General features: G+C 74.5%; 11 protein-coding genes and 1 riboswitch. Of the genes, 8 read left to right on the forward strand and 3 right to left on the reverse strand.

The annotated features are described in order from the left end of the window. The first annotated feature begins 87 nt into the window (after positions 1-87). Positions 88-183: riboswitch (TPP riboswitch) on the forward strand. From thiM to NUM_RS27420, 3 genes are all read left to right on the forward strand, one after another. Then, on the forward strand, positions 175-984 hold the full coding sequence (gene thiM / locus NUM_RS27410; protein ID WP_207127816.1) for a hydroxyethylthiazole kinase: 810 nt from the start codon (positions 175-177) through the stop codon (positions 982-984). (Overlaps the previous riboswitch by 9 nt.) Further along, a complete protein-coding gene (gene thiE / locus NUM_RS27415; protein ID WP_207127817.1) occupies positions 981-1640 on the forward strand; it encodes a thiamine phosphate synthase in 660 nt (219 codons plus the stop codon). The genes thiM and thiE overlap by 4 nt, the downstream gene beginning before the upstream one ends. After that, positions 1637-3109 (forward strand): bifunctional hydroxymethylpyrimidine kinase/phosphomethylpyrimidine kinase, encoded by a 1473-nt coding sequence (locus tag NUM_RS27420; RefSeq protein WP_207127818.1) that lies wholly within the window; start codon positions 1637-1639, stop codon positions 3107-3109. The genes thiE and NUM_RS27420 overlap by 4 nt, the downstream gene beginning before the upstream one ends. Positions 3110-3168: 59 nt before the next feature. On the opposite strand, the gene NUM_RS27425 is transcribed toward NUM_RS27420, so the two are convergent. Further along, on the reverse strand, positions 3169-3732 hold the full coding sequence (locus NUM_RS27425) for a hypothetical protein (protein WP_207127819.1): 564 nt from the start codon (positions 3730-3732) through the stop codon (positions 3169-3171). A 281-nt stretch (positions 3733-4013) separates the two neighbouring features. Here NUM_RS27425 and NUM_RS27430 point away from each other — a divergent pair, with 281 nt between their 5' ends. From NUM_RS27430 to NUM_RS27440, 3 genes are all read left to right on the forward strand, one after another. After that, complete coding sequence (locus NUM_RS27430; RefSeq protein WP_207127820.1) at positions 4014-5219, forward strand: hypothetical protein; 1206 nt, start codon at positions 4014-4016, stop codon at positions 5217-5219. Between the two features lie 125 nt (positions 5220-5344). Continuing rightward, a complete protein-coding gene (locus NUM_RS27435) occupies positions 5345-6997 on the forward strand; it encodes an amidohydrolase (protein WP_207127821.1) in 1653 nt (550 codons plus the stop codon). Positions 6998-7085: 88 nt separating this feature from the next. Beyond that, positions 7086-7877 carry an FHA domain-containing protein gene (locus NUM_RS27440; protein ID WP_207127822.1) on the forward strand — a complete coding sequence of 264 codons (792 nt, stop codon included), beginning with the start codon at positions 7086-7088 and terminating at the stop codon, positions 7875-7877. A 49-nt stretch (positions 7878-7926) separates the two neighbouring features. Here NUM_RS27440 and NUM_RS27445 read toward each other — a convergent pair whose 3' ends face one another. Next, positions 7927-10371 (reverse strand): serine/threonine-protein kinase, encoded by a 2445-nt coding sequence (locus tag NUM_RS27445; protein ID WP_207127823.1) that lies wholly within the window; start codon positions 10369-10371, stop codon positions 7927-7929. Between the two features lie 120 nt (positions 10372-10491). Between NUM_RS27445 and NUM_RS27450 the strand changes: the two genes are divergently transcribed. After that, on the forward strand, positions 10492-10974 hold the full coding sequence (locus NUM_RS27450) for a hypothetical protein (RefSeq protein WP_207127824.1): 483 nt from the start codon (positions 10492-10494) through the stop codon (positions 10972-10974). Between the two features lie 84 nt (positions 10975-11058). Here NUM_RS27450 and NUM_RS27455 read toward each other — a convergent pair whose 3' ends face one another. Next, entirely contained in the window at positions 11059-12516 is a 1458-nt protein-coding gene (locus NUM_RS27455) for a glycoside hydrolase family 76 protein (RefSeq protein ID WP_225918895.1), read from the reverse strand. Between the two features lie 208 nt (positions 12517-12724). Here NUM_RS27455 and NUM_RS27460 point away from each other — a divergent pair, with 208 nt between their 5' ends. Then, positions 12725-14710, forward strand: a complete 1986-nt coding sequence (locus tag NUM_RS27460; RefSeq protein WP_207127825.1) for a S53 family peptidase — start codon at positions 12725-12727, stop codon at positions 14708-14710. Positions 14711-14760 lie beyond the last annotated feature (50 nt).

Consider the following 14760-nt stretch of genomic DNA (forward strand, 5'->3'; position numbering starts at 1 on the left):
GCGATCATCACCCCATCGAGCCGGGCGGCGGGGCCGCCGGGCCGGTGTATGGTGCCCGGGACGGCCGCCGAGGTGGCCGTCACCCGCACTCGTGACACGGGGTGCCCCACGGCCGGGGCTGAGATCACACCCGTCGAACCTGATCTAGTTTGTACTAGCGAAGGGATGTCGCGCATGTCGCGCACGCCTGCCGACCTGCTCCGTGCCAGCCGCGACGCGCTGGCCACCGTCCGGACCTCAGCACCGTTGGTGCAGTGCATCACCAACTCCGTGGTCGTCAACACCACCGCGAACGCGTTGCTCGCGCTCGGCGCCGCACCGGCGATGGTCGACATCCCCGAGGAGGCCGGCGGGTTCGCCGCCGCCGCCTCGGGCCTGCTGGTCAACCTCGGTACGCCGGGGGCCGAGCACCGGGCCGCGATGCGCGCCGCGGTGGCCGGTGCCACCGACGCGGGCACCCCGTGGGTGCTGGACCCGGTCGCCGTGGGCACCCTGCCGGTACGCACCGAGCTGGCCGCCACGCTGTGCGCCGCCGGCCCGGACGTGGTGCGGGGCAACGCATCCGAGATCCTCGCGGTCGCCGGCGCGGGCACTGGCGGGCGCGGCGTCGACGCCACCGACGATGCCGAGTCGGCCGCCGCGACCGCAGCCGCACTGGCACGGCGGACCGGTGGGGTGGTCGCCGTCTCCGGACCGGTGGACGTGATCACCGACGGCCGCGACACCGTCCGGGTGCGCAACGGGCACCCGCACCTGACCCGGATGACCGGTGGCGGTTGCGCACTGGGCGCGGTCATCGCCGCCTTCGCCGCGACCGGGCCGGACCGGTTGGCGAGCACGGTGGCCGCGGTGCTGACCTACACGGTGGCCGCCGAGCTCGCCGCCGACCACGCGAACGGACCGGGCAGCTTCGCACCCGCGTTCCTGGACGCGCTGTCCACCGTGGACGGTGCGGCGCTCGAGTCGCGGGCGGTACTGGCATGAGCGACGCGACGCCTCCCGACCTGTCGATCTACCTCATCGCCGACGTGCCGAGCTGTCTCTCCGCCGGCCGGACGGTCGAGGAGACCGTGGCCGCCGCCGCTCGCGGCGGCGTGAGTGCGGTGCAGTTGCGGGACAAGCACGCCCGCGGTGGGGAGCTGCTCGACACCGTGGCCCGGGTGGCGCGGGCGCTGCCACCGCACGTCCCGCTGATCGTCAACGACCGGGTCGACGTCTACCTCGCCGCGCGGCTGGCCGGCATCCGGGTCGCCGGTGTCCACATCGGACAGTCCGACCTGCCGGTGCCCGCCACCCGGACGCTGATCGGCCCGGACGCGCTGCTGGGACTCAGCGCGTCCACCGCCGACCAGCTCGCCGCGGCGAACCGCGCACCGGTGGACTACGTCGGCATCGGCGCGCTGCACGCCACCGGCACCAAGCAGGACGCGCCACCGCCGTTGGGCACCGACGGGTTCCGCCGGCTGGTCCCGCGGTGCCGGCGGCCGGTGGTGGCGATCGGCGGCATCTCGGTCGACGATCTGCCGGCGCTGCGCGCCGCCGGCGCGGCGGGGGCGGCCGTCGCCGCCGCGGTCTGCCGCGCGACGGACCCGCGCGCCGCGGCGAGCCGGCTGGCCGCGGCCTGGCGGGAGGCGGCATGATCCCGCGGGTGCTGTCGATCGCCGGCACCGACCCCACCGGCGGCGCCGGCATCCAGGCCGATCTGAAGAGCATCGCCGCGACCGGCGGGTACGGCATGGCGGTGGTGACCGCGCTGGTCGCGCAGAACACCAGGGGTGTGCGTGGCGTGCACGTCCCGCCGGCCGGTTTCCTGGCCGACCAGCTGGCCGCGGTCAGCGACGACGTCGAGATCGACGCGGTCAAGATCGGGATGCTCGCCGACGCCACCGTCGCCGGGGTCGTGTCGGACTGGCTGCGCCGCTGCCGGCCGCCGGTCGTGGTGCTGGACCCGGTGATGGTGGCCACCAGCGGCGACCGGTTGCTCGATCCCGACGCCGAGCGGGCGCTGCGGGAGCTGATCGGGCACGCCGACCTGATCACCCCGAACATCCCCGAGCTGGCCGTACTCGCCGGTGCTTCGCCGGCGAGCGACTGGGCCGGCGCCGTGGCGCAGGCCCTGGCCGTGTCCCGCCGGTACCGGGTGCTCGTCCTCGCCAAGGGCGGGCACCTGGCCGGCGGCCCGGTGCGCGACGCGCTGGTCGACGCCGCCGGCGGACAGGCCGTCGTGGAGTTCCGGGGTGAGCGGCTGGAGACCCACAACACGCACGGCACCGGCTGTTCGCTGTCCTCGGCGGTGGCGACGCTGCGGGTACGGCTCGGCGACTGGGCACCGGCCGTCGCGGCGGCCCGGGACTGGCTGGCCGAGTCGATCGCCGCCGGCGCCGAACTCGGCGTCGGCGGCGGCAACGGTCCGGTGCACCACCTCGCCGGGCTCTGGTCCCGCGGCGGCCTGCGCACCCGGCCCCGCCCGGCCAGGTTGGCCGAGCGCTGGTGGCAGCAGGTTGCCGAGCTGCGGCGCGACATCGAGGCACTGCCTTTCGTACGGGGGCTCGCCGAGGGCGACCTCGACCGAGCCGCGTTCGAGTGGTACCTGGCCCAGGACTCCTGCTACTTGCGGGACTACTCGCGCGCGCTGGCCGCGGCGAGCACGCTGGCGACCGAGCCGTCGGCGCAGCGGTTCTGGGCGGACTGCGCGCAGGGCGCGCTGGTCGAGGAACAGCGGCTGCACCGCGCGCTGCTGGGTGACCGACCGCGGCCGCCGGCCGCACCGAGCACGACGCGCTACGTCGACCACCTACTCGCCACCGCGGCACGCGGCGACTACCGGGTGTTGATCGCGGCGCTGTTGCCGTGTTTCTGGCTCTACCAGAATCTCGGCAGCCGACTGGCCGCCCGGAGCGATGCCGCCCATCCCTACCGGGCGTGGCTGGACGCCTACGGCGACGCCGAGTTCGCGGCCCAGAACGAGCGGGCCATCGATCTCGTCACCACCGCGGCGGTCGAGGCCGACGAGCCGACCAGGGACCGGATGTGGCGGGCGTTCCGCGCCTCCTGCGAGCACGAGGCGGCGTTCTTCGCCGCCCCGCTGGCCGCCCGGCCGGCCGGCTGAGTCGCCCCGGGCGGCCCTGAGCCGCTCGGGCGGCCCGCCGGGCCCGGTCGGGCGCCGGCTCACCGCCGCTCGTGCACGCCGCGGGCGGTGCGCAGCAACTCGGCCACGCCGTACCGCTCGGGGTCGATCCGGACCGAGACCGCGACACCCGGCCGGACCAGCCAGAACACCCGGTCGTCGGTGCGCAGGCCGGGGTGGTGGCCGATCGTCACCCGGGTCAGCCGCCAGTCGGGGCCCTGCTCCAGGTAGTCGGTCAGGTAGCCGCGCAGCGCGGCCAGGCTGGTCAGCCGGTCACCGCGCAGCGTCTCGACGGTGAGGTCGACCCGCCAGCCGTCGCCGTGCCGGCTCTCCCAGTCACGGGAACAGAAGGCGACCTCGTCCCACTCGTACGCGAAGTCCGACGGGGTCCCGAGGCCCGCCGGCAGGTGGGTCAGGCGGAAGCCGTCGAGCACCGGCGCCGGATGCGCGGCGACCGGGCGGGACGGCGCGGCCGCGGTGTCCCGGACGCCGGACCCGGCCGGTCCGGCGTGCGCCGGCAGGGCCGGGGCGACCGCGCACACCGCGCCGACGGCCAGGCCGGCGATCGACAGGCGCCGGGCGCGGCGGGAGAGCTGCAGCGACATGACTGCTCCGTTTCGTTCGTGGCGGGACCCGCACGGCGGGTCGGACGGCATCCATCGTCGATCCCGGACGGCTGGGATCGGCTGTGCCGCAACGGATCTGTGCACAACCGGCACCCCTGTGGACAACCTTGCCGATTCCCGCGAGGCGTGCTATGCGCCCGCCCGCGGCGCGACGAAGTTGGTGGAAAATTACGAGATTCCGGTTAACAAGGGCAGCGAGCTACATCCACCGCGAGATACCGTGAGAGCCCCATTTCGGCTCAGCGACAAGGGGTTCCGTCATGGCATTCCGGAGAAGACTCGTGGCGCTCGCCGCCACCGGAGCGGTGCTGCTGGCCGGCGCGGCCCTCACCGCCACCACGTCCACCGTCGCCTCCGCGGCGAGTGGCCCCACCACGTTGCCGACCAGCCAGTTCACGCTGACCTCCGACTACCACCAGTACGACACCCTCGACTCGGCGCTGGTGAGCAAGCTCGGCACCGCGTCGGTCGACACGGTGATGAAGAACGCCAACCACACCCGCACCGGCATCACCGACTCGCTGGGCATCGCCGGCTACCAGACCGGGTTCAAGTTCGACTCCGGCGACAACTCCGACTGCACCAACTACCCGCAGGGCATCACCACCAGCCGGGACGCCGTCGGCACCGCGAACAGCGGCAACTACGACGGCCACCAGCTGATCGCGGTGAGCTGGTACACCAAGGCGGGTTGCGACGGGGCGCAGTCGCGCAGCCGGATCACGCTGGTCGACTGGGACGCCACCTGGCCCAACACGTACCGCAAGATCCTGCTGGTGGAGCCGACCGGCACGGCCACCACGCCGAACTTCAAGGACATCCCGATCCACGCCGGCGGCGTCTCGTGGTACGGCGACTACCTCTACGTCGCCGACACCGGGCACGGCATGCGGGTTTTCAACATGAAGAAGATCCTCAAGACCGACACCAGCGGCAGCTCCAGCGCCATCGGCCGGCAGTCCGACGGCACCTACCACGCGCACAACTACGCCTACGTGCTTCCGCAGGTCGGCACGATCACCTCGCACACCACCTCGGGCACCTCCGTGGTGTGGTCGACGATCTCGCTGGACCGGGTGAGCTCCTCGATCGTGATGACCGAGTACACCTGCGCCAGCTGCACGAACTACCCGCAGCGGGCGCCGCGGGCGCTGCGGTTCCCGTTCGCGTCCGGCGCCACCACCTTCGCCGCGACCACCACGGCGAGCGAGGCGCTGCAACTGCCCTGGTACAACCTGAACGGGGTCGGCTCGCACAACGGACGCTGGTGGTTCAACTCCTCGGGTGCGAAGAAGCTGTACTACTGGACCCCGTCGACCGGCTCGCACACGTACAGCTGGGTCGGTGGCGGCGAGAGCCTCAGCTACTGGGAGGACGCGTCCGGCCCGGACCTGCTGTGGTCGCTGCAGGAGCCCAGCGGCCACCGCAACGTCTTCGCGGTCACCCAGTCCACCTACGGGCCCTGACCGGGCCCCCCGGACGGGGCCCTGACCAGGGTCCCCGGACGCCGGGGGACCTCGTGATCGGGCCGGACCGGCAGACCGGTCCGGCCCGGTGTTTCACTGGAGGTCCAGTCGTCGTGAGGGGGCCGATGTCGGACAGCGAGCCGGACGCCGGGCAGATCGTCACCGCGGAACGCATCGTCGCCGGGGACGGGACCGAGCCGGAGGCGTTCGTCGTGGTCGGCGAGTGGATCCGGCAGACCGGTCCGGTCGCGGCGCTGCGGGCGGCGTGGCCGGGCGCCACGCTGGTCGACCTCGGCGCGGTCACCCTGGTACCGGGGTTCAACGACGCGCACAGCCATCCGACCGTGTGCGCCGAGCAGCTGCTGCAGCTCGACCTCTCCCCGCAGCGGGTACCGGACCGGGCGTCGATGCTGGCCGCGCTCGCGCAGCGGGCCGCCGGCACCCCGCCCGGCGAGTGGATCGTGGGCTGCGGGGTCGACCCGGCGCGCAGCCTCGGCGGCGTGCCGCTGACCGCCGACGAGCTGGACACCGCGTGCCCGCACCAGCCCGTGCTGGTGGTCGACGTGACGCTGCACGCCGGTGTGCTGAACAGCGCCGGCCTAGCGCTCGCCGGGTACCGGGGGGTCGACGACGCGCCGGGCGGCGGCGAGCTGGGGCACGACGCGGCGGGGCGGTTGACCGGGGTGCTGGTCGACCAGGCGCTCTACGACGTGGCGTTCCCGGCGTTCACCCGACGGGCCACGATCGTGCCGCGGCCGGACCGGGCGGCGGCGCAGCGGGCGTTCGTGCGGTTCGCCGGCCGGCTGCACGCGGCCGGCATCACCTCGGTGGGCGATGCGATGGTCGGCCCCGAGTCGTGGGCGACGCTGGCCGGGCTGGCCGCGGCCGGCGAGCTGCCGCTGCGGGTCAACGCGCTGGTCGGCTACGAGCACTGGGAGTCGTTCCGGGCGCTGGAGCTGCCGGCACCGGTACCGACCGACCGGCTGCGGGTCGGCGGGGTGAAGGCGTTCGCGGACGGCGCGGTCAACGGCGGCGTCGCCTGGACCAAGCAGCCGGTACCGGCGGCGGAGGCGCCGGGCCAGCCGCGGATGTCGCCCGCCCAGCTGCGGCAGGTGGTCGCCGACGTGCACGAGCACGACGGCACGATCGCGGTGCACGCCAACGGCGACCGGGCGATCGCCGAGGTCCTGGCGGCGATCGACGCGGCGCAGCAGCGCCGACCGCGGCCACAGGTACGGCATCGCGTCGAGCACGTCGCGATCGTCGACGACGAGATCGTCGCGGCGATGCGGGCGCTGCGGGTGGTCGCTGTGCCGTTCGGGCAGTACCCGGCGGCGCACGGGGACAAGCTGCGCCGGTTCTACGACGCCGACCGGATCGAGCGGATGTTCGCGCACCGCACGCTGCTCGCCGCGGGCGTCCCGGTGGCCGGCTCCTCCGACCACCCGTGCGGGCCGTACGAGCCGCTGTTCGCGCTGCAGAGCCTGGTCACCCGGCGGGACCGCAACGGCGCACCGTTCGGCGACCGCCAGGCGATCACGGCCACCCAGGCGCTCGCCGTCTACACCACCGGCTCGGCGTACGCGTCCGGTGAGGAGGCGACCAAGGGCCGGATCGCGGCCGGACAGATCGCCGACTTCGTCGCGCTCGCCGACGATCCCCGCACCGTGGCGGCGGACCGGATCGCCGGCATCGAGGTGGTCGGTACCTGGCTCGGCGGTACCCGGGTCCACCCGGCGCCGGCCGGCCCGGGAGGGGTCCCGCCCGCGGGCGGGTAGACCTGTGCCGGCCGGGGCCGCCCAGGACGGCGCCGGTCGCGGCACGCACCCGACACCACCGCGGGGCCCGCGAGGCGAAGGGACAGCCATGGCCGACGAGTTCATCCCGCACTACCTGCCGTCGAGCACGCCGAGCCTGGCCCGGGGCGTACCGCCGGCGCCGGCCGGGACGCTGTTCGTACTGTCCGAGCAGGGCGGGTACGCGATGCCGCCGCGCCGGTTCACGCTGCTGTTCGGCCGCGGCAGCGAGGACGGCGACGTGCACGTCCCGGTCGGTACCGACGACCCCTACATCAGCCGCTGCCACGGCCGGCTGATGTGCGACGGCGAACGGTGGTGGCTGCGCAACGCCGGCCGGCTGCCGATCCGGCTACCCGCCGACGCGCTGCTGCTGTCCGGTCAGGAGATGCCGGTGGCGCCGGGATACCTGCCGCTGCTGATCGGCCGCGGCAAGCGGTCGCACCTGGTGGAGCTGCGGCTGGTGGGCCGCGGGCCGGCCGACACCCGCGGCGCGCCGGGCGCCTCGACCCGGGCCGATCCGAACGCCTACCCGCTGGACGACACCGAACGGGTGCTGCTCGCCTCGCTCGCCCAGCGGTACCTGCGGGGCGAGCCGCACGCGGCGCCGGTGGCCTGGAAGCAGGTGGTCGACGACCTGAACATGCTGGCGCTGCCGCGCGGCAACGGGCAGCCGTGGAACGAACGGGCGGTCGCGAACGCGGTGGCCCGCATCCGGGCCAGCATCCCGGACCTGCCGTCGCCGGACGAGCTGGGCGTACCGCTGGGCAACGCGGTCAACGCGACCCTGATCCAGGCGTTGCTGCGTTCGGCCACCCTGACCCCGGCCGATCTCGCCCGGCTGGACGGCCCGGACGGTTGATCGCCGGAGCCGGGCCGGCCGGGCCCGGACGGGCGGTCGACAGCGCGGGTCAGCGGGGGCCGGCGTCGAACCGCCACCAGTCCAGCAGCACGTCCGGGCTGGTGGCCCCGAACGACAGGGTGAGGATCTCCAGGTGATCGTCGGTCCAGGCGAGCGTGTAGCTGCCGGCGTGCCGGGCGCAGCCGAGCCGGCCCCGGGCTCCGTCGTTGCGGTACGGCGCGTCGCCGTGGAAGTCGGCCGGCGAGTCGGTGCAGCGCGGCCCGCTGATCCCGACGTTCGCCGCGTACGCGGCGTTCATCGAGGCCGCGTCGTCGAACTGGTAGTAGAACACGATGCTGGTACCGCGGGTCGGGCCGCAGACCACCGCGGTCACCGTCGCGTCGCCCACGTTCGAGGTGATCTGGTCGTGCGGCGGGCGCATGCAGTCCACCCGGGACGCGGCCGGTACGTGCCGCAGCAGCGCGCGTTCGGCCGCGGTCGGGAACACCGGGTCGGCGTGCGCGTTCACCGCGGCGGCGATCTTCGCGGTCGGCGCGGCGAACCCGTAGTAGCCGCGCCACCAGCGGGCCAGCTCGCCGGGCTTGGTCCCGGTCGCGGTGGCGAGCAGGCGCAGCGGCTCGACGCTCCAGGTCAGCACGGGGGCGTCGTGCTCACCGCGGTGGCACAGCAACTGGCCGACCGGCACGCTGCGCAGGTCCAGCGACCGCACGCCGAGGAACCCGGGCGCCGCGCCGTCGCTGCAGTCGACGCCGCTGGGCGCCCGCACCGCCGTGGACCGGCGGTGCACCGCCGCGGTCAGCGCCGCGTCGCTGCCGAACTGGTAGTACGACACCGAGCTCGCGCCGTCGCCGGGCGGGTCGCAGGTGACGGCGGCGGTGAGCCCGGGCAGGTCGTCGACGCTGCCGGCGGCGGCGCGGCGGCAGCCGGACAGCGCGACCAGGCCGGTCAGCGCGCGTTCCGCCGCGGTCGGGTAGGCGGCCAGCCGGACCCAGCCCGACCACGCCGCGCCGAGCGCACCGGCGTTGCCGCCGACGACCGTACCGACGGTGCGGGCATCGATGTCGGTCCAGGTCAGCGTCGTCTCCCCGTACCCGGTGGCGCACAGCACCCGACCGATGCCGGCGCCGGTGGCCGGGTAGCGGTGCTCGCCGTCGGTACCGGCGGGGCAGTCCCCGCTGCCGCTGGGCACCCGGGCCGCCCGGACCGCCGACCGGTAGGCGGCATCCAGCGCGGGCTTGCCGTCGTACAGCCCGAACCGGACCGTGCGGGTACCGGTGCGGCAGGTCAGCGCGGTGTCCGCGGCGGCGAACCGGCCGGTCGGCGCGGCGAGACGACAGTCGGCCCGCAGCGCGGTGGGGATCCGCGCCAGCGCGGCGCCGTCCGGGCGGTCACCGACCCGCGGCCCCAGCCCGTACCAGACGCCCAGGCCGGCCACGCCGACCAGCGCCACCGCGAGCAGCCCGGCGACGACGCGATGGCGTCGCGCCAGCCGGCCGAGCCGGCGGACCGGGACCGAGCCACCGGCCCGGCGGACCGGGACCGAGCCACCGAGCCGGCGGACCGGGACCGAGGCACCGAGCCGGCGCGCCGCGACCCGTCCACCGCGGGCGGCGCGGCCGGCGCCGCCCGGAACCGGCGGCCCGGCGGTGCCGGCCGCCGCCGCCCGCAACGCGGTGACGAACTCGCCGCAGCTCGGGTACCGCTGCGCCGGATCCCGCGCCATCGCCCGGGCCACGACCTCGTCCAGTCCCGGCGGCAGACCGGCGACCCGCGCCGAGACGGGCGGTGGATCGGTGCTCAGCTGGCTGGCCCGGACCGCGTGCGTGTCGGACGACTCGAACGGCGGGGTGCCGGCCAGGCACGCGTAGACCACGGCACCGAGCGAGTACACGTCGCCGCGCCGGCCGGCGACCGGGTCCGGCGCGGAGAACCCGGGGGTGCCGAACGGCGCGCTGCCGGGCACGGTCAGCTGCTCGCCGGCGATCTTCGCGATGCCGAAGTCGCACAGGTAGGCATGGTCGGTGCCGCCGGCGAGCAGCACGTTGCGCGGCTTGACGTCCCGGTGCACCACGCCCGCCTCGTGCGCGTAGTCCAGCGCGGAGGCCAGCTGGGCGGCCAGGTGCAGGGTGCGGTCCAGCCCGAGCGGGCCGTCGGTGTCCAGCCTGGTCTGCAGGTCCGGCCCACCCGGGCCGTCGCCCGGCACGTACGGCATGACGAGGTAGCCGGGGCGCTCGGTGGGACCGGCGTCGGCGAGCAGCGGGATGATGTTCGGGTGCGTCAGCCGGGCCGCCACCGCCACCTCGCGGGCGAACCGGGCCGGGTCGGCGCCGTCGGCCGGGATCTTCACCGCGACCAGCCGGTCGTGCAGACCGGTGTCGCGGGCCAGGTAGACCTCGCTCATCGCGGTCTGCGCCAGCCGCCGCACGATCCGGTACCGCGGGATCGCCCGGGCCACGTCGGCGGCGTCGGGGAACGGCGGAACGGTCGGATCCACCACAGCCTCCTGCCACCACCCACCGCACCGGCGCCGGCGGGACCCGCCGCGCCACCCTCATCGGTACCACGAATTCAACCAGAACCGCCGCTTCGGGCGGCTCGCACCTCGGAGGTAGCAATGCCCCGTCCGGTACTCCCCCTGCTGGTCGCGGCCGCCGTTGCGGTCTCGGTCGCCGGTTGCGGCGGCTCCGGCGACGACACCGCCACCGGCGCCGGCAGCCACCGGCCGGCCGCGCCGGCCGCCTCGGCCACGAGCCCCAGCGCGCCGAGCCCGAGTCCGAGCCGGACCGGCCCGACGCTGCCGGCCGCCGCCGACGGTACCGACATCCACGCCTGCTACGACGGGCGGTGCGAGGTCCGGGTCCGCGCGCCGCAGCGCATCCCGCTGTCGCCGAAGACCGGTTTCGCCAAGCTGACCGTCACCTCCATCACCGCGCAGGGCATGCGGGTCGACACGGTCGGCACCAACGGCAGCACCGGTCAGGCGACGGTGTCCGCGCAGGGCGGCGGGTACGCGATCGCCACCCTGAACGGGCTGGAGATCGCCACCCTCGGGGTGCTCGACGGCGTCGCGGTCATCCGCCTGTCCCCCGCCGGCTGAGCCCGGCCGTACCGTCCCGAGCCGCCGGTCCGGCCCGGGTGCGGAGCGACCGTCCCGGCCCGGACGCCGGCCGGGACGGGACGCTCAGGAGGCGGCGTTGAGCAGGTCGAGGGCGCTGTGCTGGCAGCCGTGGCCGGTGGGGCCGCGGCCGTCGCCGGCCCAGTGCGGGCCGTACAGATCCAGCGGGTCGCGGTCGTTCGCGTAGGCGGTGTCGGCCTGCCGGTGCAGGTAGCCGGCGTACGGGTGGTCGGACAGCACGGAGTCGAGCAGGCCGAGCCCCCGCACGTACGCACCCTTGAACGACGGCCCGTCGCCGGCGCAGCTGTCCGCCTCGTTCGGATCGCGCAGCGTGCCACCGGGGTTCAGCGTGGTGGAGCCGGTCGAGGCGTCGGCGAGGGTACGGGCGGTGTCCAGCACGGCGCCGTCGCCCGTGGCCCGGTACAGCTCCGCCAGCCCGCCGAGGATCACCCCCTGGTTGTACGTGTACGTCGGGTGCCCGTCGTTGTGGCAGCCACTGTCGAGCCCGTCGTTGACCAGGTGCGACGAGTTGATCATGCCGGTGCCCTGGAACCAGGCCCACTCCTGTCGCGCCCGCGCCAGGTAGGTCGTGTCGCCGCCGATCCGGTTGTGCAGCGCGGCGTTGAGCTCCAGGTACAGCTCGTTGGCGATGGCGTTCTTGTAGCCGGTGTTGCCGGTGTTCCACAGCACGCCGCCGCCGCACAGGTCGGTCCAGTAGCGGGCCATGTCGTCGGCGTCGGCCCGCGCCGTGGTCAGGTAGCGGGCGTCGCCGGTCAGGTCGTACGCGTCCAGCCAGGCGAGGCCCCACCAGCCGGTGTCGTCCACGTAGTCGTTGGTGAAGTCGCCGCCCTGCGCGGTGCGGTTCTTGTCGTAGGTCGTCGAGATCGCGTACTCGTAGCTGGGCATGCCGCTGGTGCGCGCGTTGTCGATGATCGCGGTCAGCGCGTTGGCGGAGGTCCACCAGCCGTTGCCGCCGAACAGCCCGGTGTCCCGGTCGTACATCATCATCAGGCCGGTGGCCGCCGCGGTGCTGCGGCTCCACGCGTTCCAGGTCGACCGGGCCCAGGGGGTGCAGGCGATCGCGGTCGAGCCGGCGGCCTGGCCGCAGGCGCGCAGCGCGCCGACCCCGGCGTCGTTCCAGTCGTCCACGTTGTACATCAGGGTGCGCCAGCCGCTCGAACCGCTCGGCGTGGACGTGTCGCCGAGCTTGCTGCCGGTCGACCAGCTCTGCCCGCCGTCGTACGAGCGGTCCAGCCACACCTCGTCGCCGCCGGTGCCGCCGTCGATCGACGCCCAGCCCATCGCGTCGGTGTCGTCGACGTGCAGCCGGATCGTCCGGCCCGACAGGCTGGCCTGCACCGGTACCCGCTCCGCCGGCGCGAGCGCCGGATCCCTTCCGTCGCAGTAGGTGTTGCACACCGACTGGTTCGCGGCCGCCGCCGGCCCGGCCGCCGGTACCAGCACCAGCGCCGCACCGCAGACCACCGCCGCCCCGGCCCGACACCACATCCGACGCAGGTTCATCGCGACCTCCCGTACCGTCGCCGCCGGGTGAGGGGGCCCGGCGTCTCGTATCGGCCAGTCTGCCCCGAATTCGGCGCGGGCCAAGGTTCGAGGACGGTAAAGCGTGGCTCGACTCGGCCACGAGCGCGGCGCGGCGCTTGACCCGGATATCCGCCGAGAGTTTGCTGACGGCGTCTGTTCGGTTCCCGTGCCCTCAAGGAGGCACCGTATGGGAAGAACCGTGCGGCCCGGGCGGCTGATCGTCGGCTCGCTCGTCGCCACCACCGCCCTCGGGCTCACCGTCCTGTCCGCCCCGGCCTTCGCCGGCGGCCGGCACCAGATCGCCGACAGCACCCCCCGGTGGCTGCCGCACGCGCACGCCGTCGGCGACACCGCCGCGGCCAGCCGGGTCGACTTCGGCGTCCTGCTGCACATGCGCGACCACACCGGCGCCGTCGACACGCTGCGCGACGTGTCCGACCCGACCAGCGCGCACTACGGCGACTGGTTGTCCTCGGCGCGGTTCCGCTCCCGGTACGCGCCGGCCGCCGCCGACGTGTCCGCGGTGCGCAGCTGGCTGTCCGGGCAGGGGTTCCGGGTCGGTGACTCGCTCGGCGGCGGCATGTACGTCGAGGCCAGCGGTACCGCGAAGCAGGTCGAGCACGCGTTCGCGACCACCCTCAAGACCTACTCGTACCGCGGGATGAAGGTGCGCTCCAACGACGGCGCGCTGTCGTTCCCGGCCGGTACCCCGGCGCAGGTCACCCGCTCGGTGGCCGGCGTGCTCGGCGTCGACCAGGGCTCCCAGCTGCACAAGCCGGCGGACGAGGCGCCCGGCCCGCCGACCGGCTCGCGCTACGGCGTGAACGTCAAGCCCTGCTCGGCCTACTTCGGTCAGCAGACCGCGACCGACAAGCCGGCCGCGTACGGGAAGAAGCAGCCGTACGCGTCCTGCGGCTACGGGCCCCAGCAGTTGCAGTCCGCGTACGGGGAGAGCGCGCTGCTGCGCGCCGGCATCACCGGCCGCGGGGTCACCGTGGCGATCACCGACGCGTACGCGGCGCCGACCATCTACGCCGACGCCCAGCAGTACAACAGGGTGCACCACCAGCCCGGGTTCCGGCCCGGCCAGTTCCGGCAGATCACGCCGGGGCCGGACGGCTACGACATGATCGACGAGTGCGGCGGCAACGGCTGGTACGGCGAGGAGACCCTCGACGTCGAGGCGGTGCACGCGATGGCGCCCGGCGCGAACATCGTGTACGTCGGCGCCAAGGACTGCTCGTCCGGGCTGGACGACGCGTGGGCGAAGACGATCGACGACCACGTCGCCGACGTCGTCACCAACTCGTGGACCGACGGTACCGACGACGTGTCGGTGCTCGGCCAGGACTACGTCGACTTCTACGACCAGTTCTCGCTGGAGGCGGCGCTGACCGGGATCACCGTCAACTTCTCCTCCGGTGACGACGGCGACCACACGGCCGGCGGTACCGACCTGGGCGCGAAGACGGTGGAGTTCCCGGCCGACGAGCCGTACGTGACCGCCGTCGGCGGCACCAGCATCGGCATCGACGCGCACGGCCGACGCGTCTTCGAGCACGGCTGGCAGACCTCGTACGCCGACCTCGCGGACGGTTCCTGGGGCGCGCTGCCCGGGCCGTACTCCTCCGGCGGTGGCGGCGGCACCAGCGTGCTGTTCGACCAGCCGTTCTACCAGCAGGGACGGGTGCCCGGCTCGATCTCGCAGACCAACGGCGGCGCGCCGATGCGCGCGGTGCCGGACATCTCGATGGTGGGCGACCCGAACACCGGCATGGTGGTCGGCGAGACGCAGGTGTTCCCGGACGGCACCTACTTCGACCAGTACCGGATCGGCGGTACCAGCCTGTCCTCGCCGCTGCTCGCCGGCGTGGTCGCGATGGCCGACCAGCTGACGCACCGCTCCCTCGGGTTCGTCAACCCGGCCTACTACCGGCTGCTGCGCACGCCGGCGCTCTACGACGTGACCGCGCCGCGCGCCCCGCTCGCCGAGGTGCGCACCAACCTGGTCAACGGCGTGGACGCCACCGACGGCAAGAGCTACCAGCTGCAGACGATCGACGTGCAGACCAGCACCATCCACAGCACCCCCGGGTACGACGCCGAGACCGGTGTCGGTACCCCGCGTGGCCCGCTGTTCTTCGCCGGCCTCGCCGTCACCTCGCACCACTGACCGGGTTCCGGGTGGCCGTCCCGGCGGCCACCCGGATCACCGGTGACCGG

The organism is Actinocatenispora comari, assembly GCF_017312725.1.
Lineage (GTDB): Bacteria > Actinomycetota > Actinomycetes > Mycobacteriales > Micromonosporaceae > Actinocatenispora > Actinocatenispora comari.

Excerpts from the sequence above, each read along its gene's own strand:
- thiM (WP_207127816.1), top strand. The coding sequence starts at position 175 with ATGTCGCGCACGCCTGCCGACCTGCTCCGTGCCAGCCGCGACGCGCTG.
- thiE (WP_207127817.1), top strand. The coding sequence starts at position 981 with ATGAGCGACGCGACGCCTCCCGACCTGTCGATCTACCTCATCGCCGAC.
- NUM_RS27420 (WP_207127818.1), top strand. The coding sequence starts at position 1,637 with ATGATCCCGCGGGTGCTGTCGATCGCCGGCACCGACCCCACCGGCGGC.
- NUM_RS27425 (WP_207127819.1), bottom strand. The coding sequence starts at position 3,732 with ATGTCGCTGCAGCTCTCCCGCCGCGCCCGGCGCCTGTCGATCGCCGGC.
- NUM_RS27430 (WP_207127820.1), top strand. The coding sequence starts at position 4,014 with ATGGCATTCCGGAGAAGACTCGTGGCGCTCGCCGCCACCGGAGCGGTG.
- NUM_RS27435 (WP_207127821.1), top strand. The coding sequence starts at position 5,345 with ATGTCGGACAGCGAGCCGGACGCCGGGCAGATCGTCACCGCGGAACGC.
- NUM_RS27440 (WP_207127822.1), top strand. The coding sequence starts at position 7,086 with ATGGCCGACGAGTTCATCCCGCACTACCTGCCGTCGAGCACGCCGAGC.
- NUM_RS27450 (WP_207127824.1), top strand. The coding sequence starts at position 10,492 with ATGCCCCGTCCGGTACTCCCCCTGCTGGTCGCGGCCGCCGTTGCGGTC.
- NUM_RS27455 (WP_225918895.1), bottom strand. The coding sequence starts at position 12,516 with ATGAACCTGCGTCGGATGTGGTGTCGGGCCGGGGCGGCGGTGGTCTGC.
- NUM_RS27460 (WP_207127825.1), top strand. The coding sequence starts at position 12,725 with ATGGGAAGAACCGTGCGGCCCGGGCGGCTGATCGTCGGCTCGCTCGTC.